Raw genomic sequence first — 21,327 nt, 5'->3', positions numbered from 1 at the left:
TTTCCATCCCGGGTTCGGACTACGGGGGCGGGCAACGCGAACAGCCCGACACGTCGCACGGGCCGGGTGTTCCCGGCGCCGTCGACGGGCCGGGTGCTCCCCCAGCCTACGACGTGGCCGGCACCCCGGCGCGAGGGGAACGCGAGCCCGCGCCGGGGCGGGGGGGCGGGCTGGGGCGGCCGAATCGGCGGTCGACGGCCGCGGCCCCCGGCGGACCATGTCCGCCGGGGGCCGCGCAGCCCGTGGGAGCACCCCCGTGGCACCCTCGGGACTACTCGCTGGCGATCGCGTTCAGCACGTTCATCCGGCCGGCGCGGAACGCCGGGACCAGTGCCGCGAACAGACCCACGAACGCCGAGCCGACGAAGACCGTCAGGATCGTCGGCCACGGGATCTCCAGGACCCCGAGGCCCTCCAGGGCCAGCAGCTTCTGGGCCGCCGTGCCCCAGCCCATGCCCAGAGCGAGACCGAGCAGGGCACCGAAGAGGGCGATGACCACCGACTCCAGCCGGATCATGCGGCGCAGCTGACGGCGCGAGAGGCCGATCGCCCGCATCAGGCCGATCTCCCGGGTCCGCTCCACCACCGACAGCGCGAGCGTGTTCACCACACCGAGCACGGCGACGATGATCGCCAGCGCCAGCAGGCCGTACACGATGTTGAGCAGCTGGCCGACCTGGTCCTTCAGGTCCTGCTTGTAGTCGGCCTGGTTCTGCACCTTGTACTGCGGGTAGGCGGCGATCGACTCCTTGAGGGCCGCGTACGCCTCCGTCTCCTTGCCGTCCTCGGCCGTCGCGAACATGATCATGCTCCGCGGCTGCTTGGCGACCGGCAGGTACCGCTCCATCGTGGTGATGTTGGTGTACATCACGCCCTTGTCGACGTTGTTCTCGTCCGACGTGATCGCCGCGACCTTCAGCTTCGCGCTGTCGCCGCCCTTGAAGGCGACGGTCAGCACGTCGCCGACCTTCACCCCGTGCTCCGTGGCGTAGTCGCTGCCGACCGACATCGCGTTCGCCCCGTACGCGGCGGACAGCTCTCCCGCCGTCGTGTCGCGGCGCAGATCCTGCGCGTACGACGGCTCCGCGGCGACGAGCCCCTTGTCCACCGCCTTGCCGGCCGGGTCGGTGATCTTCGCCTCGACCCACCGGTACTCGGTGACGTGGGTGAGGCCCGGGGTCTTCTCCAGGGCCTCCTGGGCCTGCGGCATGATCGGCTGCCCGTTGGTGGACTGCACGATGAAGTCCGCGCCGACCGAGCGGTCCAGCTCCTCGGTCGCCGAGGCGACCATCGACGAGCCGACCACCGACAGACAGGCCACCAGGGCGAGCCCGATCATCAGGGCCGCGCCGGTCGCTCCCGTACGGCGCGGGTTGCGCAGCGCGTTGCGCTCCGCCATCCGCCCGACCGGACCGAAGACCCTGAGGACGACCACACCGAGGGCCCGCACGACGCCGCCCGCGAGCAGCGGTCCGACGACGATGAAGCCGATGAGGGAGAGGACGATGCCGAGGCCGAGCCAGAGGGAGCCGGCGGAGGCCTTCTCCGCCTGGGTCGCGGTCCACAGCGCCGCACCGCCGCCGAGCGTGAGGAGCAGGCCGAGCCCGCCCCGGATCAGGCCCGCCTTGCCGTCGGCCGGGGTGCCGGCGTCGCGCAGGGCGGCCATCGGAGAGACCCTGCCGGCCCTGCGGGCCGGGATGTACGCGGCGAGGACGGTGACGACGACGCCGAGCAGGAGACCGACGGCGGGCGTCGTCCACTTCACGGTCAGATCCTCGGTGGACAGCTCCATGCCCATGGAGGACATGAGCTCCATCAGTCCGACGGCGAGTCCGACGCCGGCCGCGACACCGGCGATCGAGCCGACGACACCGAGGAGGACCGCCTCGACGAGGACGGAACGGTTCACCTGCTTGCGGCTGGAGCCGATGGCCCGCATGAGGCCGATCTCGCGGGTCCGCTGGGCGACCAGCATGGAGAAGGTGTTGACGATGAGGAAGATGCCGACGAGGAAGGCGATTCCGGCGAAGCCGAGCATCGCGTACTTCATGACGTCGAGGAACCCGGCGACGTCCTCGCGGCCCGCGTCGGCGACCTCGGCCGCGGTCTGCAGCGTGTAGCCGGTGCCGACCGCGGCGGCGATGCTGCCCTTCAGCTTCTCGTCGCTGACCCCGGGCACGGCGTCGGCCGTGATCTGAGTGAACAGGCCTTCCTTGCCGAGCAGTTCGCGCTGCGCGGTGGCGGTGTCGAAGTAGACGACGGTGGCACCGGGGTTGGTGACCTTGAACTCGACGATGCCGGAGATCTTCGCCTTGAAGTCGCCGGTGACGGCGATGGTGCGTAGCTCGTCGCCGATCTTCAGCTTGTGCTTCTCGGCCGTGCCGGCGTCGACCATCACCTCGGTGGGACCGCGCGGTTCGTGGCCGGAGGCGACGTCCACCGAACGGAGCTCGTTGGCGCTCCAGTTGGCGGCGATGGTCGGCGCTCCGCTGGTGGGCCCGACGTTCTCGTCGTCGGAGTCGACGACGGTCACGCTCAGGGAGATGACCGAGCCCTGGGCGGCCTTGACTCCCTCGGCCTTGCGGACCTGCTCCACGAGCGAGGCGGGCAGGGTCTCGGGCCGGCCGGACTGCGGGGTCTCGTCGTCGACGGCCGCGTCCTTCGGGCTGAGCGTGACGTCGGAGGCGGTCGAGGCGAAGAGCTTGTCGAAGGTGGTGTTCATGGTGTCCGTGAAGACGAGGGTGCCGCTCACGAACGCCACGGAGAGCAGGACGGCGACGGCGGAGAGCGCCATGCGGCCCTTGTGCGCGAAGAAGTTGCGCAGGGAGGTCTTGAGGACGGTCATGACGTCCGCCCGCGCGCGTCGAAGTCCTTCATACGGTCGAGGACGGCGTCGGCGGTGGGCCGGAACATCTCGTCGACGATCCGGCCGTCCGCCAGGTACAGCACACGGTCGGCGTAGCTGGCGGCGACCGGGTCGTGGGTGACCATCACGATGGTCTGGCCGAGCTCGTCCACGGACTGCCGCAGGAAGCCGAGGACTTCGGCGCCGGCGCGGGAGTCGAGGTTCCCGGTCGGCTCGTCGCCGAAGATGATCTCGGGCCGGGCGGCCAGCGCCCGGGCCACGGCGACGCGCTGCTGCTGACCGCCGGAGAGCTGCGTGGGCCGGTGCCCGAGACGGTCGGCGAGACCGACGGTCGACACGACCCGGTCGAGCCACTGCCGGTCCGCCTTGCGGCCCGCGATGTCCATCGGCAGCGTGATGTTCTCGAGCGCGTTGAGCGTGGGCAGCAGGTTGAACGCCTGGAAGATGAAGCCGATCCGGTCGCGCCGCAGCTGCGTCAGCCGCTTGTCCTTCAGGCCGGTGATCTCGGTGTCGTCCAGGAAGATCTGGCCGCTGGTGACGGTGTCGAGCCCGGCCAGGCAGTGCATCAGCGTCGACTTGCCGGAGCCCGAGGGGCCCATGATCGCGGTGAACTGCCCACGGGCGATGTCCACGTCGACGTGGTCGAGCGCGACCACCCGCGTCTCGCCGACTCCGTACGCCTTGACGACCTGCCGCGCCCGCGCGGCGACGGCCGTACCCCCTGCGGTCTCCCCATGCTGGGGGATGGTCACAGCCGAAGTCACGGTATTTCTCCTATGTCTGGTACGGATCCGACTCGTGTCCGAGTCTGCGAGAAGGAGGGCGGCGGATCACTGGTGCTGGTCGCACTCTTCGCCCTGGGGTTTTCCGTAAGACCAAGCTAAAGACGGAGACCCCCGTTCCTCGTCCTCCGCCGGAACGAACGGCCCCTGCCCCTTATGGGGGAGGGTTCCCCTAGGGGTCTCGACGCACGGGTGGACCTGTCTGGACCTCCGGTAGGAGCGAGCGGGCGCGCGAGAGGGGAACAGGTGACCTTTCAGTCGCCGGTTCGTTGGTCCGTTCGACACCAAGAGGGGGTGATGGCGAGTGCGTGTAGCCGGGCTGCGGTCGAGTCTCCGGGACACAGCTGCGCCATTCATCGTCCCCGGACCGTCAGGCGTGGCAGTTCGCGATCGGCTCAAGGGTCTGACCGCACATGACGTCCAGGTCCTGCGACAGGTCGGCGCACACATGGGCCGCCTCGCCTCAAGTGATCTCAAGGCGCGCTGCGCGGATGGCCCGAATCACTCCGGCGAGAAGTGGGCCGAGAGGAAGCGTGCGGTCTCGGCACTTTCGTCGTCCCGGTGGGCAGGGGCGGTGACGAAGGCGTCGCATGACCAGTGGGGAGTGGCGCGGCGCAGCCAGGCCGCCTACATCCATGGCCTCGAAGCGGGGATCGGGATGCTCCGGCACCGGCTGTCCCTGCCGCTCGGTGAGAGCGGCTCGAAGCGGACACCGGGTGGCTACCGGTCGCGAAGGGAGTGGCACGCGAAGTCCAGGCGCCTCGCCCTTCTGGAAGCCCGGCACGAAGCTGCGATCGCGGACTGGCGGGCGGGCCGAGTACGCGTGGTCCGCGGAGGCAAGCGACTACTGAACACCCGCCACCACCTCGCTGATGCCCAGCTCACGGAGCACCAGTGGCGCGAGCATTGGGAAGCACATCGGTGGTTCCTTCAGGCCGACGGGGAGTCCGGGAAGCGGTACGGGAACGAGACCATCCGGGTCACCCCCGACGGGGAGGTCTCGATCAAACTCCCGGCCCCGCTGACAGGCCTGGCGAACGCCCCTCACGGCCGGTACGTCCTCGCGGCGCGCGTGCGGTACGCGCACCGAAGCACGGAGTGGGCGGACCGAGTCGAGGCGAACCGGGCCACCGCGTACCGCATCCACCTGGACGTGACCCGAGCCCGCTGGTACCTGACCGCCTCCTGGCAGACCCCGCCCGCTCCCGCCATCTCCCTGGAGACAGCACTTGCACGCGGAGTGGTGGGCGTCGACACCAACGCCGACCACCTCGCCGCCTGGCGCCTCGACGTGCATGGCAACCCGATCGGAAACCCGCGGCGCTTCTTCTACGACCTTTCCGGTGACGCACAGCATCGCGACGCCCAATTGAGGCACGCCCTCACCCAGCTCCTGAACTGGGTGAAGACCTGCGGAGTGACCGCCATCGCGGTCGAAGACCTGGACTTCCGGGCAGAGAAGACTCGGGAGAAGCACGGCAGACGCAAGCAATTCCGGCAGCTGATCTCGGGGCTGCCCACCGGCCGGCTCCGCGCCCGCCTCGCCTCGATGGCCGACGCCACGAACATCAGCGTGATCGCCGTCGATCCCCGTTACACCAGCAGGTGGGGTGCCCAGCACTGGCAGAAGCCCCTCACCAGCAAGACTCGTAGGACCTCTCGCCACGACGCTGCCGCCGTGGCGATCGGAAGGCGCGCCCAAGGGCACCCGATCCGGCGTCGGACGGCACCGCCCCGCGACGACCGGAGTGATCGTCGCGGGCATCGGACCGTCCAGGCCCCTTCGGGCACTCTCGGGCGCGAGGAACCCCGCCCCCACGTACCCGGACCACGCACAGGATGCGTGCCGCCCGGACGTGGAGCGAACGCGGGCGACCAGCGTGCCCCACACCGTTCGGGACACGCGGCTGAGCACGGGACCTGGCAACAGGACCCGCCCCCGCTCAGTTCGTAGAAACGGTTCTCCACCCGAGGTTCGAGTGGGAGGCTTGGTCGGCGTAACTAGATGTACGACCCATCAGATGGAGGGGCCGGGGTGTCACGGACGACCACGCGGCAGGCGGCGGCAGCGGCGACGGCTCCGCGCGGGCGGGGCCCGGTCGTCGCCGCCCTGATGCTCGGCATGGCGCTCGCCGCGCTCGACGGCACGGTCGTCTCGACCGCGGTACCGCAGATCGTCGGCGACCTCGGCGGCCTGTCCGTCTTCTCCTGGCTGTTCTCCGGCTATCTGCTCGCCGTCACGGTCACCCTGCCGGTGTACGGGAAGCTCTGCGACACCTTCGGCCGCAAGCCGGTCCTCATCGCGGGAACGATCCTCTTCCTCATCGGCTCCCTGCTGTGCGCCGCCGCCTGGAACATGGGCTCGCTCATCGCCTTCCGCGTCGTGCAGGGCCTCGGCGGCGGCGCGCTCCAGGGCACGATCCAGACGATCGCGGCGGACCTCTACCCGCTGAAGGAGCGCCCGAAGATCCAGGCGAAGCTCTCCTCGGTCTGGGCGACGGCCTCGGTCGCCGGCCCCGCGGCCGGCGGCCTCCTCGCCGGATACGCGGACTGGCGGTGGATCTTCCTGATCAACCTGCCGGTCGGCCTGGTGGCGCTCTGGCTCGTGGCCCGGTACCTCGTCGAACCGGAACGGACGGCGCGGGCGGAGGGGACGGGCATGGCGGAGGGCGGGGTGCCGGTCACGCGGAAGGTGTCCGTCGACTGGGCCGGCGCGGTCACCATCTTCGCGACCGGGACGCTCCTGCTCACCGCCCTCGTCCAGGGCGGCGTCGCCTGGCCCTGGCTCTCCGTGCCCTCCCTCGGCCTCTTCGCGGGCGCGCTCGCCCTCGCCGGAGTCACCGTCCTCGTCGAACGGCGGGCCGCCGACCCGATCATCCCCGGCTGGATCTGGCGCCGCCGCACGATCTCCGCGGTCAACCTGGCCCTCGGCGCGCTCGGCCTGCTCATGGTCGCCCCCACCGTCTTCCTGCCCACCTACGCCCAGTCCGTCCTCGGCCTCGGCCCGATAGCCGCCGGCTTCGTCCTCTCCGCGATGACCCTCAGCTGGCCGGTGACCGCCGCCCTCTCCAACCGGGTCTACAACCGCATCGGCTTCCGCCTCACCGCCGTCGTCGGCATCAGCCTCGCCCTGCTCGTGCTGCTCGCCTTCCCCTTCCTCCCCTTCCCCGGAGAACCGTGGCAGCCCGCCCTGCTGATGCTCCTCCTCGGCGGTGCGCTCGGCCTCTTCCAGCTCCCGCTGATCGTCGGCGTCCAGTCGACCGTCCCGTACGAGGAGCGCGGCACGACGACCGCGTCCGTCCTCTTCTGCCGCCAGGTCGGCCAGAGCGTCGGCGCGGCACTCTTCGGCGCGATCGCCAACGGCGTCCTCGCCTCCCGCCTGGGCACCGGCACCGATCTGGACAGCCTCGCGTACGCCCTGGACCACGCCGACGACACCCTGCGCCGCGCGGTCGACGCGGCCGTCGACTACGTCTACCTGGGCGCGGCGGGCGCCGCCGCCCTCGCCCTGCTCGTCCTGCTCACCCTGGCCCCGCGCCGCTTCCCGGTCCTGACGGAGCACCAGGACCGCGGTCAGTCGGCCTGATCCCCTTCGCCGCCCTCCCCGTCCCCGTCCCCGTCCTCGTCGCCGGACTCGGGGTCGTCCCCGGCCGGGCCCCGGCCCGTGAGCGAGGCGAGCGCTGCACGGATGTGCTCCATGTGCCCGTGGATCTCCTCGCGCGCCTCCTCGTGCTCCCGCACCACGCGCTCCGTCTCCCGCTCCACCCGCTCCCGCCGCGTCCGCGCCTCCACAAGGAGCTCCGCCGCCCGCGCCTCCGCGTCCTCCTGGCCGTGCCGGGCCTCCTCCTCCGCCCGCGCCAGCTCCCGTTCGGCCTCCGCGACCCGCGAACGCGCGGCCACCACCAGCTCCTCCTGGCGGGCGTCCAGTTCGGCCGCCCGGGACGCCGCCGTCCGCTCGGCCTCCTCCCGCGCCGCGGCCTGCTCCACGCGCTGGACCTCCAGCAGCGCCGCCGCCCTTCGCGCCATGTCGTCGAACACCGCCCGGGCCGCCGCCCGGCGCGCCGCCGCCTCCTCACGCGCGGCCGACCGCAGCGCCTCGGCCTCCGCGCCCGCCTTCTCAAAGGTCTCGGCGGCCACGGTCTCCGCCTCCGCGAGCAGCGCGTCCGCGTACTCCCGGGCCGACCCCGTCGCCGTACGCGCCGCCGCCTCGGCCGCCGCCGCGAGGGCCTGCGCCTCCGCCTCCGCCTCGCGTACGAGACTCTCGTCCGCCGCCTCCGCGAGCTCCAGGATCTTCCGCGCCCGCCCGCCCAGCGACTCGTACCGCTGCGGTGCCAGCGCGTCGGCCTCCGCCCGCAGCCGGACCGCCTCCTCCTCCATCTCCCTGGCGAGAACCGTCAGCCGGGCCGCGCGCTCCCATCCGGCGTCGCGTTCGCCGGAGAGCGCTGCGAGGTGACGGTCGACCTGCCGCGGGCGGTATCCGCGCCCTCGTGCGACGACGGCGAAACTCATCCCTGACGCTCCTTCCGTAACGGCTCAAAAGCCAGGATGCGCCATCAGACACGACAAAAGGCGCCCGACGTGTCGTACACGTCGGACGCCTTCGGTCACACGAGCCCTAGAGCAGTCCGTCCCACATCTGCTCCAGGAGCACCGACCACCAGTTCTCCGGTGACGCCAGCGCCGCCGGGTCCAGCATCGCCAGCTGCGCCTGGAAGTCGACCGTCCAACGACCCGCCTGCTCGGGGTTGAGCCCGAACCGCAGCCGCCACATCCGGCCCAGCAGCGCCATCGAACGGGCGAACTCCGGCAGCCCGCTGTTCACGAACTGCGGCGCCACCGGCGCACCGCCCGGACCGGCCTCGACCGGCACGGCGACGATGTGCGCGGTCCCGTACTGGACACAGATCGCCCGCCCGAAGTCCGAGCCGACCACCAGGTACGAGCCCGCGTCCGACGCCGGCTGGATCTGACGCTGCGCCGCCAGCTCGGCCAGCGTCGGCACCACCGGCTGGGCCGGCTGCGCCCAGAAGAACGGACCGAAGTCGGCCGGCAGACCCGCCCATACGAGGGTCAGCGCGACGACCTCCGGCACGCCCTGCCGGGACACCGCCCGCTGGTCGAACCGGCAGATGCCGGGCCCGAAGGCACCCGCCATCTCCTGCGCGATCCCCTCCGGGGGGATCGGCGGAGCCGGCTGCACCTGCGGCAGCGGAGCACGCACCGGCGCCGGGCGCGCCGGGCCGTCCGCGACCTGATGCAACTCACCCTGGTGGGTGATGAGTTGCCGCATGCCCTGCTGACGGCCCGCGTGATCCCGGCCGTACGGCGCGATGTTGGTGATCCGCGCCTGCGGCCACGTCTCCCGGATCATCCGCGCACAGTAACCGCCCGGCAGCTCACAGGACTCCAGCTCCGTGTGCAGTTCGAGCACCTGCTGCGGCGGCACGTTCATCGCACGCAGCTCGTGCAGGATCTGCCACTCCGGGTGCGGAGTACCCGGGGCGGACCGCCGGATGATCTGCGCCTCGGAACCGTCCGGCGCGCGGTAGCGCAGCACGGCCTGGTAGCCGGGGCCGACCGTCGGCTGACCGGGCGGCTGCTGCGGGTACCCGTACGCCGGCGGCGCGCCCTGCACCGACGGCGGCGGCATCGGCGGAGCCGGCGGGCCACCAGGACCGGGCTGCGCCAGCATCGTCGCCGCGTGGTGCACCCCACCGGGCGGAGTCCCGGGACCACCGGGGGCGCCGGGAGCACCGGGCGCGCCGGGAGGACCGGGCGGAGCCACGGGAGTGCCGGGAGCACCGGGGGCGCCGGGAGGACCGGGCGGGGCGATACCGCCCGGCCCGGGGTGGGCCAGCATCGTCGCCGCGTGCGCGACACCCGCGCCGGCACCGTCGGACCCACCGGGCACACCCGGCGGCGCGGGCGGAGGCACCGGAGCGCCGGGCCCGCCCTGGTTCGGATGCGCCAGCATCGTCGCGGCGTGGTGCACGGGCTGCGGAGGCGTCGGCGAACCGGGAGGCCCGGGAGGCTGAGGCCCGTCGGGCCCGAGCTGCGACACCATCTGCGTCGGTACGTACCCCCCGGCGGGCGCACCGGGAACCCCCGGCGCCTGCGGCGGCGGAGGAGGATTCCCCCCACTCCCGCGCCCGGCGCGCGGAGGCAGCGCGGCCTTGCTGGTCGCGGCATCCGCGATGTCCGCGGCCCCCGGAGCCCGCGGCGCGGGCGGAGGTGTGGGGGCGCCGGGCACACCCGGCGCAGGCGTGGGGGCGCCGGGCGCGCTCGGAACGCCGGGAGCGCCGGGAGCGCTCGGCGCACCGGGGCCACCGATCGAGCCCCCGACACCCGGAGCCGCAGGCGCACCCGTACCGCTCGGGCCGCCGCTCGACGCCGGGCCGCGCGGCGCGAACGGGTCGTCGGCACCGGGCGGCGGAGGGGCGCTCGGGTCGAGGGCCCGGGCGATCGCCGTCGGAGGAAGCGCACTGCCGCCCGACATCAGGGCCGTCGGAGCGTCCGCACCCACCACGGGGAGCGGCGTGTCCTCGTCGTCCGCGCCCGACAGCGGCGGCGCGAAGACCGTCGCGGGCAGCGGCACCGAACCGTCCGCACCGCCCGAGCTCGCGTTGGCGTCCGCCCACGGGCTGCTCGACGGCGCCTCCGCCGGAACCCCGTCCGAGGCCGTCGGCTCGTAGTCGACCGACCGCCCCTCCGACCCGTCCGCGGAATCGACGGCGGCCGCCCCCGAAGGCGCCCCACCGGAAGCCACGGAACCCGAAGGCACGGAACCCGAAGGAACCGAACCCGAAGGAACCGGACCCGAAGGAACCGGACCCGAAGGCGCCCCGGCCGAAGCCGGCACGTTCACCGGATCGGCCGGCGGCGTACCGCCGCCCGTCGCCTCCGGAGTCGACGAACTCCCGCCAGCCTGCGACGCGTTCGGCCCCTTCGGCGGCAGACCCAGCTTGTCCGCCGCGTCCTGCAGCCACTCCGGCGGGGTCAACAGGAACGACGTCGCGTTCAGATCGACCCGCTCCGGCGGCGCCGGCGCCGCAGCACCCGCCTCGTCGGCCACGGACCCGTACTCCTCCTCGTACCGCCGGATCACCTCGCCCACCGGCAGCCCCGGCCACAACGTCGCCTCGCCGCTGTCCCGGGCGATGACCAGACGCTGCAGGCCGCCGTCCGAGGTCGGACCCGCCTCGCGGTCCTCCGCCCACACGACGAAACCCAGCCCGAACTCCCGTACCCGCACCTCCCGGTGCTGGTACGCCGGCACATCACCGTTGATCCATTCCTCGGCGCGCTCCTGCGCCTGCGCGAACGTCACCACAGCCAGTTCACTCCCCCACCGGGACCACGGGCACAGCGCGCGCGAAGCCGCCGTCCACCATCAGGTTCGCCACCGTCTCCAACTCAGGCGGATTGCCGGCCAACCGCTGGAGGAACGCGTCGAAGTCCTCGCCGCACGGCAGCAACAGCCGCTCCACGCGCTCACCCACGCTCCACCCGGCCGCCGCCTCACCGGCGTCCCGCGCGTCGTCGTACGCGCAGAACCACACCGTCCCGACCCGGTCGCCCTTCACCTTCAGCGCCAGGATCCCGCCCTGGACGAACCCGACGCCCAGGTAGTCCTTGGTCAGATGGTCACGCAGGCACTTGTTCGCGTACACGAGGTCGTTGACGCCCGCCTCGTCGCGCACCGTGAAGAACGGCTGGTCGACCAGGAGACCGAGCTCCGCGTCCAGCGCCGCGCCCACCGGCGCACAACCGCCCGCCGCCTTCAGGAAGGAGCGGTACGCGCCCGGCAGGCGGTACCCGAGATCCTCCTCCACCCCGAGCAACTGCTGCTCGGTCACCGACACCAGACCCTTGGGCACGCCGAAGTGCGCCGGACGGGTCTCCTGCAGCGGACGCGTTCCCCGCTTCGTGTGATCGACGGCAGCCGTCGCGACCCCGCCGTGATGACGCAGCAACGCCTTCACCTCGACCGGGACCAGCTCCATCCGCCGGCCGCCCGCCACGTGGTGCCAGGTCCAGCCGTGCGGCGTCGCCACCGACGGAATCGTGTCCCACAGCTCGTGCCCCGTCGCCGCGAGCGCCGCGTTCGCCGACACGTAGTCCGTCAGCCGCAACTCGTCGACGCCGAAGCCCTCGGGCGGATCGGCGATTTCCGCCGCCGCCCGGGCGTAAGGTGAGAAGTCCGGATATCCGTGTTCGTCCACCCGCACCCCTCTGGGGTGCCGGGAGGCGCGGACCGGGTCCGGAAAGTGCACGACCTGCCCGGCGTAAGCCGCGTTCGGCGGTGCGGCCTTCCCGAGCCGACCTGTCGTCATGGCGGTTGCCCCCTGCGCTGGCTGCTGGCTGATTCCGCACAGCCTATGCGCTGCCACAAGCCCACCACCCGGCCCGATGCGGCCACGACCACCCTCCGTGACCAACTGTCACGAGCAGATGACGCACCGGCGATAGTTACGACACACCGACACACCGTTTGTGTACCCCGCTTCCACATGAGGCGTCCCATTTGGCACTCTGTTCCAGCAACTCGGGGGATTGCAGGAGGGGAAGACACGCACCATGTACGCACCACCAACGCCCACGCAGGGTGACCCACGCCTCAACTGGAGCAGCACCGAGCCCTCCCGAGCCCCGTTACTGCGCTTCCGCAGGGACGGCATCCTCCCCACCGTCGGCGCCGCGCTCTCCGTACGTGGCGAAACCCTCACCTGCACCGCGGGCCGCGGAGACCGACCGCCCACCCTGCATCCACTCGTTCAGGACTTTCTGGACACCCTCACCAGTGGACAGCGCGAACGCTTCACCGGGCGCTGCCCCGAGGCGATCCTGCTCTCCCGCCACCTGACCGCCACCGACGCCGGCCGCTCCAAGCGCGCCCAGCGCAAGGCACTCACCCACAGCGAGGCACGCCGCTCGCTCAAGCACGCCAAACTGACCGCGCGACGCATCCGCGAGGACGGCGACCCGCTGCACGGCAGCTATGCCGCACCCTGCCGCTCCTGTACGGCGATGCTCGCGCACTTCGGTGTACGCACCGTGGACCCCACCTCGACTGTCGAGAACGGCTGACCGCACCTTCATGCCCGACCACCTGAGCACCACCCGGTTCCCGGTCAACGTCGACGCCGCCCTCCGCGAGGCGGGGTGGCAGCCGGGCCGCTGGGACATCAAACTCGCCGAACAGTGGGCCGACGCCCTGCGCGCCCACGTCTCACCCGGCGGCCACCGGCACAGCGTCTTCCCGGCGGCCGTCGAGGCCTGGGCCGAATTCGGCGGCCTCCACGTCACGGCCCCGGGCACCGGGCGACAGATCGCCCCCGCGACGCTCCACTTCGACCCCCTCGCCGGCCTGCACCTGGCCCGCACCCTGGCGGACCTCGGACGCGCGCTCGACACCGAGATCTCCCCGCTGGGAGAGGAGGTCGAACAGCAGGCGGTCCTCGCCATCGACCTGGAGGGCCGGGTCTTCGGCCTGGACCACACCGGCGACTGGTTCCTGGGCCAGGACATCGACACGGCACTGGCGACGCTCGTCAACGGAGTACAACCGACCCGACTGGTGACGGGCTGACCCCTGGTCCGGGCCGCGGGCGAACGGACATCAGGCATCGGATCCTGGATATCGGATCCAACATCCGGCCTACACGACGACCCGCTCCCCCACCGGCAACACCGCCGACACCCGGAACCCGCCCCCGTCCGTCGGCCCCGACACGAACACACCACCCAGCCGCGTCACCCGCTCACGCATGCCCACCAGACCGTTCCCCCCACTCGGAAGATGCGCATCCGCAGCCTCCGCATCCGAAGGACCGTTCTCCACCTGCATCGCGACCTCCGCCTCCCGATGCGCCAGCCGGACCACGACCTTGGCCCCCGCCGCATGCTTGTGCACGTTGGTCAGCGCCTCCTGCACCACCCGGTACGCCGTCCGCTCGACCTCCGCCGCATACGCGCGCACCTCACCGAGCACCGTCAGCTCGACCACCGCACCCGCCTGCCGGGACTGCTCGACCAGATCCCCCAGCGCGTCCAGACACGGCCCGTCCTCCGAAGCCGCCTCCGCCGCCGCGGCCGCCGCCCGGCCCACCGCGGCCAACGGAACCGGAGAATCCGAAGACCCCGGCGAACCCTCCCGCAGCACACCCAGCATCTCGCGCAACTCCGTCAGCGCCTGCCGGCCCATGTCACCCACCAGCGCCGCGTTCTTCACCGCCTTCTGCGGATCCTTCAACGCGACCGCCTGCAACGCCGCCGCGTGCACCACCATCAACGACACCCGATGCGCGACCACGTCGTGCATCTCCCGCGCGATCCGCGTCCGCTCCTCCTGCCGCGCCCACTGCGCCCGCTGCTCCGCCCGGTCCGCGAGCAACGACAGCTCCTGCTCCAGACTGTCGGCACGCTCCCGCAGACTCTCCATGAGCCGCCGCCGCGCCCCTATATAGAGCCCGGAGAGAAGCGGAGGCGCGTTGAGGCCCAACGTCAGGAAGACCGAGAGGACCGGCGCGTACCAGCCGCTGGGATCGGCACCCTGCTGATCGGCGTCGGCCTGGGCGAGGTCCTGACGGACCCGGACCATCGTCACGACGAAGACGGCGACCGTGGACATACCGGCGAGCGCGGCCGTGATCCGCCGGGGCACCTCGGAGGCGGCGAGCGAGTACAGCCCGACGATCCCCATCAGATAGCCCATCTCGGCGGGCGTCACGGCGATCGAGACGAGAACGACGACGATCGGCCACCGCCGCCGCACGAGCAGCACGGAACCGACCATCAGCCCGAACAGCACCCCCACGGGCACGGGCAGCCCCGCCTTGTCGGCGAAGCCGACCCCTTCGAGCCCGCACTCCAGCGCGGACACCACCGCCAGCCCGATGTCGAGCACCGCGCTGCGCCGTCTCCCCCACCACCACAGGCCACGGGGCGTCATGCCCGTCGCGTCCTGGTGTGCCCCCGTTGTGGTCATGCCCACCAGCGTACGGGCGGGGGCGAATCATTTTCCGAAGACCGCGGGACCCGGGAGAACCGCACGTCAACACCGTGCACACGCCAATCCCTCGAACAGTTGAATCGCCCAGGCTTTCGACCCGGACGTCCGGATTCCGGACGATGGTGTTCGTATGACATCCACCACGGGCAGGTACGCGGACTTCGAGAGCCTGCGCGAACGGGCGATCGCGTTACGGCGCGAGGGCCTCAGCCGCCGCCAGATCCGCGACCGCATCCGCGTCGACAACAACGACATCCTGAATCGCCTCCTGGAGGGGGAACCGGCCCCGGACTGGACGAAGCACCCCAACGCGAAGGACGACCTCCGCGACCGCGCACGCGAGCTGCGCTCGCAGGGCATGACGTACGACCAGATCCAGCTGGAGCTCGGCTGCTCGAAGAGCTCGATCTCCCTCTGGGTCCGAGACCTCCCGAAACCGGAGCGCAGGCGCACCCCGGAGGAGGCGTCGGAGATCGCCAGGCGGGGGTGGGAGGCCACACTCCGACGCCGCGAGGAGGAACGGCAACGGACCAAGCAAGCGGCCGCGAGCGAGATCGGCACGATGACCGCCCGCGAGCTGTTCCTCCTGGGAGTCGGCCTGTACTGGGCCGAGGGCACCAAGGACAAGCCGTACGCGCGCCGCGAGAGGGTGGCGTTCGTGAACAGCGACCCGGGGATGGTCGAGGTCTTCGTCGCCTGGCTCGACCTCCTCGGCGTGGAGCGCGACCGGCGCACTTATCACGTGATGATCCACGAGAGTGCCGACGTGCCGGCGGCAGAGCAGTACTGGGCAGACCTGGTAGGCGCGGAGTTGGCGAGCTTCGGCAAGACGACGCTCAAGCGCCACAACCCCCGGACCGCCCGCGGGAATGTCGGCGGCGAGTACCGCGGCTGCCTCGTGATCCACATTCGCCGGAGCGCTGATCTCTACCGTCGCATCGAGGGGGCGTGGTGCGGCATAGTAGGGGCTGCATCTGCGGCGGTTCGAGAGAATCGGACATAACGCCCATCCCGGGTCGTCTAAGGGCAAGACGTCAGATTTTGGTTCTGATCATGGGGGTTCGAGTCCTCCCCCGGGAGCAACATGCTTGGTTCGGGTCCTGCCCTCCGGGGTCGGGACCCGCACTCATGTCCGGCCCCGGACCCCCCGGTATCCTGCGGGTGTCCACCACCCGAAGCCGAAGGGCATTCCCGTGAGCGCCAACCGCCCGGCCGCCGTCGTCGTCCTCGCAGCGGGTGAGGGCACCCGCATGAAGTCGAAGACCCCCAAGGTCCTGCACGAAATCGCCGGACGTTCCCTCGTCGGGCACGTCGTGTCCGCCGCGCGTGAGCTGGAGCCCGAGCACCTCGTCGTGGTCGTCGGGCACGCCCGCGAGAAGGTCACCGCGCACCTCGACGCGCACTACGCCGGCACCCGCACCGCCGTCCAGTACGAGCAGAACGGCACCGGTCACGCCGTCCGCATGGGGCTCGAGGAGCTGGGTCAGGCCCCCGACGGCACCGTCGTCGTCGTGTGCGGCGACACCCCGCTGCTGTCCGGGGAGACCCTGAAGGCCCTCGCCTCCACCCACGCCGCCGACGGCAACGCCGTCACCGTGCTGACCGCCGAGGTGCCGGACTCCACCGGCTACGGGCGCATCGTGCGTGACGCCGCGACCGGTGCCGTGACCGCGATCGTCGAGCACAAGGACGCGACCGACGAGCAGCGCGCCATCATGGAGATCAACTCCGGTGTGTTCGCCTTCGACGGCCGGCTGCTCGCCGATGCGCTGGGCAAGGTCCGGACGGACAACAGCCAGGGTGAGGAGTACCTCACCGACGTGCTGTCGATCCTCCGTGAGGCCGGTCACCGGGTCGGCGCGTCGGTCGCCGGTGACCACCGCGAGATCCTCGGGATCAACAACCGGGTGCAGCTGGCCGAGGCCCGTGTGCTGCTGAACCGGCGACTGCTGGAGGCCGCGATGACGGCCGGTGTGACGGTGGTCGACCCGTCTTCCGTGTTCGTCGACGTCACGGTCACGTTCGAGCCGGACGCGCTCATCCACCCGGGTACGCAGCTGCTGGGTGCGACGCACATCGGTGAGGACGCCGAGGTCGGCCCGAACACGCGCCTGAAGGACACGACGGTCGGCAAGGGCGCGCGGGTGGACAACACGGTCGCCGATTCCGCCGTGATCGGTGAGAGCGCGTCGGTGGGTCCGTTCGCGTATCTGCGTCCGGGTACGAACCTGGGCCGCAAGGCCAAGGCGGGTACGTATGTGGAGATGAAGAACGCGGCGATCGGTGAGGGTACGAAGGTCCCCCATCTGTCGTACGTGGGCGACGCGACGATCGGTGAGTACACGAACATCGGCGCGGCGAGCGTCTTCGTGAACTACGACGGTGAGGCGAAGCACCACACGACGATCGGGTCGCACTGCCGTACCGGGTCGGACAACATGTTTGTGGCACCCATCACGATCGGGGACGGCGCGTACACGGCTGCCGGGTCCGTGATCACCAAGGACGTACCGGCCGGTTCGCTCGCCGTCGCCCGGGGCCAGCAGCGGAATATCGAGGGTTGGGTGGCACGGAAGCGGCCTGGAAGCGCTGCTGCGCAGGCGGCTCAGGCGGCTGTGGAGGAGCCTGCCGGCGAAAGCTGACCGGAAACGGGTACGTCGAACTCGGCGTACCGTGATACGTGCACATAAATTCGGCTGGCTCGCACACGCGCACGGGAGCGTTGTGGTGGCGACCAGAGGACACGTCTGAGGAGACAGTGCTGTGACCGGGATCAAGACGACCGGCGAGAAGAAGCTGATGCTCTTCTCCGGCCGCGCCCACCCCGAGCTGGCCGAGGAGGTCGCGCACCAGCTGGGTGTCGGTCTCGTGCCGACCAAGGCTTTCGACTTCGCGAACGGTGAGATCTACGTCCGTTTCCAGGAGTCGGCTCGTGGCGCGGATTGCTTCCTGATCCAGAGCCACACGGCTCCGATCAACAAGTGGATCATGGAGCAGCTGATCATGATCGATGCTCTGAAGCGGGCTTCCGCGCGGAGCATCACCGTGATCATCCCGTCGTACGGCTATGCCCGTCAGGACAAGAAGCACCGTGGTCGTGAGCCGATCTCGGCCCGTCTGGTCGCCGATCTGCTGAAGACGTCGGGTGCGGACCGTATTCTCACGGTCGATCTGCACACGGACCAGATCCAGGGCTTCTTCGACGGTCCGGTGGATCACCTGTCGGCGCTTCCGGTGCTGGCGGACTACGTGGGCAACAAGGTCGACCGTACGAAGCTGACGATCGTGTCTCCGGACGCGGGTCGTGTGCGGGTGGCGGACCGGTGGTGCGACCGTCTGGACGCGCCGCTGGCGATCGTGCACAAGCGTCGTGACAAGGACGTCGCCAATCAGGTGACGGTGCACGAGGTCGTCGGTGACGTGAAGGGCCGGGTCTGTGTCCTGGTCGACGACATGGTGGACACGGGTGGCACGATCTGCGCCGCGGCGGACGCGCTGTTCGCGCACGGTGCGGAGGACGTCATCGTGACGGCGACGCACGGCATTCTTTCGGGGCCGGCCGCCGATCGTCTGAAGAACTCGAAGGTGAGTGAGTTCGTCTTCACGGACACGCTGCCGGTGCCGAGTTCGCTGGAGCTGGACAAGATCACGGTGCTGTCGATCGCGCCGACGATCGCGCGTGCGGTGCGTGAGGTGTTCGAGGACGGTTCGGTGACGAGCCTCTTCGAGGAGCACTGAGCCTCGCAGGATCACAGGATCGACGGAGAGGCCCGCTTCCCTTGGGGGAGGCGGGCCTTTCCGTCTGTTCGGGGCGGGGCTGGTGATCCAATTGGGTGGGGCGGCGGGTGGCGAGTAGACTGCCGTAGTTGCTCGGCGAGGGAGGCCGTACCGGTGAGGTGCGGCGGTCCGTTATCGACGCGCTCTTCGTAGCAGGCCAGTCGTGGCCGGGTAGCCACACTGTTCCGTTTCTGCTTACGAGGAGTGCATATGTCCGAGGTGAAGATCTCCGCCGACGTCCGTAGCGAGTTCGGCAAGGGTGCCGCTCGTTCCATCCGTCGCGAGAACAAGGTTCCCGGCGTTCTCTACGGTCACGGCACCGAGCCGGTCCACGTGACCCTTCCGGGCCACGAGCTGCTGCTGGCGCTCCGTACCCCGAACGTCCTGCTGGCGCTGGACGTCGACGGCAAGAGCGAGCTGGCGATCCCGAAGGCCGTCCAGCGTGACGCGATCAAGGGCTTCCTGGTCCACGTCGACCTGCTTCTGGTCAAGCGTGGCGAGAAGGTCACGGTCGAGATCCCGGTCCAGGCCGAGGGCGAGCTGGCCGCCGGTGGCAACCTGCTGGAGCACGTGCTGAACACGCTCTCCGTCGAGGCCGAGGCCACCCACATCCCCGAGGCCGTCTCGGTCTCCGTCGAGGGCCTGGAAGCCGGTGCCTCCATCCTCGCCAAGGACATCGCGCTCCCGAAGGGCACCAGCCTGGTGACCGACGCCGACGCCGTCGTGCTGCAGGTCCTGGCCGCGCAGGCCGAGGAGCCGGCTGCCGAGGGTGAGGGCGAGGCTGCCGAGGCCGCCGCCGAGGGCGCCGAGGCCTGAGCCGTAGGCTCTGCTTGACGCGGACGGGGTGGTGGGCTGCGGCCCGCCACCCCGTTCCGCTGTTCCGCTGTTCCGCTGTTCCGCTGTTCCGCGCCCGGTTGTACGCGGACGATCCAGTAGTACGCAGACGAGGAGACGCCCCACGATGACGGACGACGCGAACGCCCCCTGGCTGATCGTCGGTCTCGGCAATCCGGGCCCCGACTACGCCGCGAACCGCCACAATGTGGGCTTCATGGTGGTGGATCTGCTCGCCGAGCGCATCGGCGGGAAGTTCAAGCGGGCGCAGAAGGCGCAGGCGCAGGTGGTGGAGGGCCGGATGGGTCCTCCGGGGCCGGCGAACCGGCGGGTGATCCTGGCGAAGCCGATGTCGTACATGAATCTGTCGGGTGGTCCGGTGACCTCGTTGCGGGATTTCTACAAGGTGCCGACGGCGCACATCGTGGCGATCCATGACGAGCTGGACATCGATTACGGCGTGCTGCGGTTGAAGGTGGGCGGGGGCGACAACGGGCACAACGGTCTGAAGTCGATGACGAAGGCGATGGGCGCGGAGTATCACCGGGTGCGGTTCGGCATCGGGCGTCCGCCGGGGCGGACGCAGGTCGCGGACTTCGTGTTGAAGGACTTCTCGTCGTCGGAGCGCAAGGAGCTCGACTATTTCGTGGACCGGGCGGCGGATTCCGTCGAGTGCCTGGTGGCGGAGGGTCTGGAGCGGGCGCAGTCGGCGTACAACTCCTGACCGTTCCCTCGTCGCGGTACGACTGTACGATCGCGGGTCATGACGCACGCCCGTAACGCCGCCATGGCCCTGATCGCCCTGCTGCTCCTCGTCGCCGGAGCCTGGTCGTCGTGGGGTACGGCGCAGCACGTCCTGCTTCCGAAGGGCCGTGAGCACGGCACGTTGACGGTGACCGGCTGCAACGACGCGACGTGCAGCGGCCGTTACGTCCCGGAGGGTCCGCCGTCGCCGCATGCCACGCTGACGATCGCCCGTTCGGTCGCCGCCGACAAGGGGCAGACGCTGCCCGTGGTGGTGAAGCCGGGGACGAGCGAGGCGGTGCGTACGGGGTGGGGTGGCGGTCTGCACGCCTGGCTGCCGCTGGGCGGGGCGTTGTTGTTGGCGGCGCCGCTCATCGGGGGTGGGCTGCGGCTGACGAGGACGGCGTGGTCGATGGCGGGCGTGGGTGGGGTGTTGTTGCTGAGTGCGTTCTTCGCTCTCTGATTGTTATGGGGGCGTGGGTTAAAGATGACCTAAAAGTGCCGCTAAGCTGCGTCCGCCGCCCCCCACGGCTTCCCTCACCCCAGATGGACGACTGCACATGCGACGATCCCTCATACCCGCAGGCGCGCTGATCGCAGCCGTGGCGGGCTCCCTGGTGCTGGCTCCGGCGGCCTCCGCCTCCGGCACGCACGGCGACAACGGCACGGTGAAGATCCACGACGCGAAGACCGGCGAGGAGCTCCGTAAGAACGAGCCCAAGGTCTGCACCTTCTACCTCGACGCCTTCGGCTTCGACGCCGGCCAGAAGGTCGACTGGCACATCGAGGCCTGGGCCAACAACGACCAGGACAAGGGCACCACGGTCAAGTCCGGTCTCATCACGCTCGACGCCGACGGCCACGAGCGCACCGAGGACATGACCCTCCCGAACGGCCAGTACAAGCTGTTCTGGAACTGGCAGGGCGAGAACGGCAAGGCCAAGCACAAGGTCTTCAAGACCGACTGCCCGCCCGCCGAGACCCCGGGCACCGAGACCCCGGGCACGCCGGGCACGTCCGAGACGCCCGGCACGGAGACTCCGGGCACGGAGACCCCCGGTACTCCGGGCACGTCCGAGACGCCCGGCGCCACGCCGTCGGCCACGGACTCCGCCTCGGCCGGTGCGACCCCGTCCGCCTCGACGAGCACCGACGCCACCGGTGGTCTCGCCGAGACCGGCTCCAGCGCCCCCGTCGGCATCATCGCCGCCGTCGCCGTCGCCCTCGCGGGTGCCGGTTCCGTCCTGGTGATGCGCCGCCGCAAGGCGACCCAGCAGCACTGAGGTCCGTGAGAACGACAAGGCCCCGCCGGC

At 70.9% G+C, this 21,327-nt stretch carries 17 protein-coding genes and 1 tRNA gene; 12 read left to right on the top strand and 6 right to left on the bottom strand.

Translation table 11 applies throughout. The features are described from left to right. Window positions 1-271: 271 nt before the first annotated feature. Together ACFVGW_RS19545 and ACFVGW_RS19540 are read right to left on the bottom strand one after the other, a co-directional pair. Entirely contained in the window at window positions 272-2,845 is a 2,574-nt protein-coding gene (locus ACFVGW_RS19545; RefSeq protein ID WP_385852864.1) for an ABC transporter permease, read from the bottom strand. Next, on the bottom strand, window positions 2,842-3,630 hold the full coding sequence (locus ACFVGW_RS19540; RefSeq protein WP_385852863.1) for an ABC transporter ATP-binding protein: 789 nt from the start codon (window positions 3,628-3,630) through the stop codon (window positions 2,842-2,844). The genes ACFVGW_RS19545 and ACFVGW_RS19540 overlap by 4 nt, the downstream gene beginning before the upstream one ends. 592 nt (window positions 3,631-4,222) lie before the next feature. Between ACFVGW_RS19540 and ACFVGW_RS19535 the strand changes: the two genes are divergently transcribed. Together ACFVGW_RS19535 and ACFVGW_RS19530 are read left to right on the top strand one after the other, a co-directional pair. Beyond that, on the top strand, window positions 4,223-5,602 hold the full coding sequence (locus ACFVGW_RS19535; RefSeq protein ID WP_385852862.1) for an IS200/IS605 family accessory protein TnpB-related protein: 1,380 nt from the start codon (window positions 4,223-4,225) through the stop codon (window positions 5,600-5,602). Window positions 5,603-5,653: 51 nt separating this feature from the next. Continuing rightward, window positions 5,654-7,234: an MFS transporter gene (locus ACFVGW_RS19530; protein ID WP_385852861.1), complete on the top strand. Its 1,581-nt coding sequence runs from the start codon at window positions 5,654-5,656 to the stop codon at window positions 7,232-7,234. Here ACFVGW_RS19530 and ACFVGW_RS19525 read toward each other — a convergent pair. The 3 genes from ACFVGW_RS19525 to ACFVGW_RS19515 form a co-directional block, all read right to left on the bottom strand. Continuing rightward, a complete protein-coding gene (locus ACFVGW_RS19525) occupies window positions 7,222-8,157 on the bottom strand; it encodes a cellulose-binding protein (RefSeq protein ID WP_385852860.1) in 936 nt (311 codons plus the stop codon). The two genes, ACFVGW_RS19530 and ACFVGW_RS19525, sit on opposite strands and share 13 nt — an antisense overlap. Before the next feature lie 106 nt (window positions 8,158-8,263). After that, window positions 8,264-10,978 (bottom strand): SUKH-4 family immunity protein, encoded by a 2,715-nt coding sequence (locus ACFVGW_RS19520; protein ID WP_385852859.1) that lies wholly within the window; start codon window positions 10,976-10,978, stop codon window positions 8,264-8,266. 7 nt (window positions 10,979-10,985) lie between these two features. Next, complete coding sequence (locus ACFVGW_RS19515) at window positions 10,986-11,981, bottom strand: SMI1/KNR4 family protein (RefSeq protein ID WP_352188497.1); 996 nt, start codon at window positions 11,979-11,981, stop codon at window positions 10,986-10,988. A 244-nt stretch (window positions 11,982-12,225) separates the two neighbouring features. Here ACFVGW_RS19515 and ACFVGW_RS19510 point away from each other — a divergent pair, with 244 nt between their 5' ends. Together ACFVGW_RS19510 and ACFVGW_RS19505 are read left to right on the top strand one after the other, a co-directional pair. After that, the gene (locus tag ACFVGW_RS19510) at window positions 12,226-12,735 is read left to right on the top strand and encodes a YwqJ-related putative deaminase (protein WP_352188496.1); all 510 of its coding nucleotides are present in this window, start codon (window positions 12,226-12,228) and stop codon (window positions 12,733-12,735) included. Window positions 12,736-12,745: 10 nt separating this feature from the next. Beyond that, window positions 12,746-13,237, top strand: a complete 492-nt coding sequence (locus ACFVGW_RS19505) for an SUKH-3 domain-containing protein (protein WP_385852858.1) — start codon at window positions 12,746-12,748, stop codon at window positions 13,235-13,237. Between the two features lie 69 nt (window positions 13,238-13,306). Here the strand turns inward: ACFVGW_RS19505 and ACFVGW_RS19500 are convergent, their stop codons facing one another. Then, window positions 13,307-14,635, bottom strand: coding sequence for a sensor histidine kinase (locus ACFVGW_RS19500; protein WP_385852857.1), 1,329 nt, complete (start codon window positions 14,633-14,635; stop codon window positions 13,307-13,309). A gap of 154 nt (window positions 14,636-14,789) precedes the next feature. Here ACFVGW_RS19500 and ACFVGW_RS19495 point away from each other — a divergent pair, with 154 nt between their 5' ends. From ACFVGW_RS19495 to ACFVGW_RS19460, 8 genes are all read left to right on the top strand, one after another. Further along, window positions 14,790-15,662, top strand: a complete 873-nt coding sequence (locus ACFVGW_RS19495) for a hypothetical protein (RefSeq protein WP_385852856.1) — start codon at window positions 14,790-14,792, stop codon at window positions 15,660-15,662. Between the two features lie 6 nt (window positions 15,663-15,668). Next, window positions 15,669-15,739, top strand: a tRNA-Gln gene (locus tag ACFVGW_RS19490). Between the two features lie 113 nt (window positions 15,740-15,852). Further along, on the top strand, window positions 15,853-17,301 hold the full coding sequence (gene glmU / locus ACFVGW_RS19485; RefSeq protein ID WP_385852855.1) for a bifunctional UDP-N-acetylglucosamine diphosphorylase/glucosamine-1-phosphate N-acetyltransferase GlmU: 1,449 nt from the start codon (window positions 15,853-15,855) through the stop codon (window positions 17,299-17,301). Window positions 17,302-17,422: 121 nt separating this feature from the next. Further along, entirely contained in the window at window positions 17,423-18,397 is a 975-nt protein-coding gene (locus tag ACFVGW_RS19480) for a ribose-phosphate diphosphokinase (protein WP_352188491.1), read from the top strand. 249 nt (window positions 18,398-18,646) lie between these two features. Continuing rightward, entirely contained in the window at window positions 18,647-19,252 is a 606-nt protein-coding gene (locus tag ACFVGW_RS19475) for a 50S ribosomal protein L25/general stress protein Ctc (protein WP_383228117.1), read from the top strand. Between the two features lie 145 nt (window positions 19,253-19,397). Then, a complete protein-coding gene (gene pth, locus ACFVGW_RS19470) occupies window positions 19,398-19,994 on the top strand; it encodes an aminoacyl-tRNA hydrolase (protein WP_385852854.1) in 597 nt (198 codons plus the stop codon). Window positions 19,995-20,033: 39 nt separating this feature from the next. Beyond that, window positions 20,034-20,477 (top strand): hypothetical protein, encoded by a 444-nt coding sequence (locus ACFVGW_RS19465; RefSeq protein ID WP_385852853.1) that lies wholly within the window; start codon window positions 20,034-20,036, stop codon window positions 20,475-20,477. A 97-nt stretch (window positions 20,478-20,574) separates the two neighbouring features. Next, window positions 20,575-21,297 carry an LPXTG cell wall anchor domain-containing protein gene (locus ACFVGW_RS19460; protein WP_385852852.1) on the top strand — a complete coding sequence of 241 codons (723 nt, stop codon included), beginning with the start codon at window positions 20,575-20,577 and terminating at the stop codon, window positions 21,295-21,297. Window positions 21,298-21,327: the final 30 nt, after the last annotated feature.

This window comes from Streptomyces sp. NPDC127129, assembly GCF_042671585.1.
GTDB lineage: Bacteria > Actinomycetota > Actinomycetes > Streptomycetales > Streptomycetaceae > Streptomyces.
This window is presented reverse-complemented; position numbering and strand designations above follow the sequence as displayed.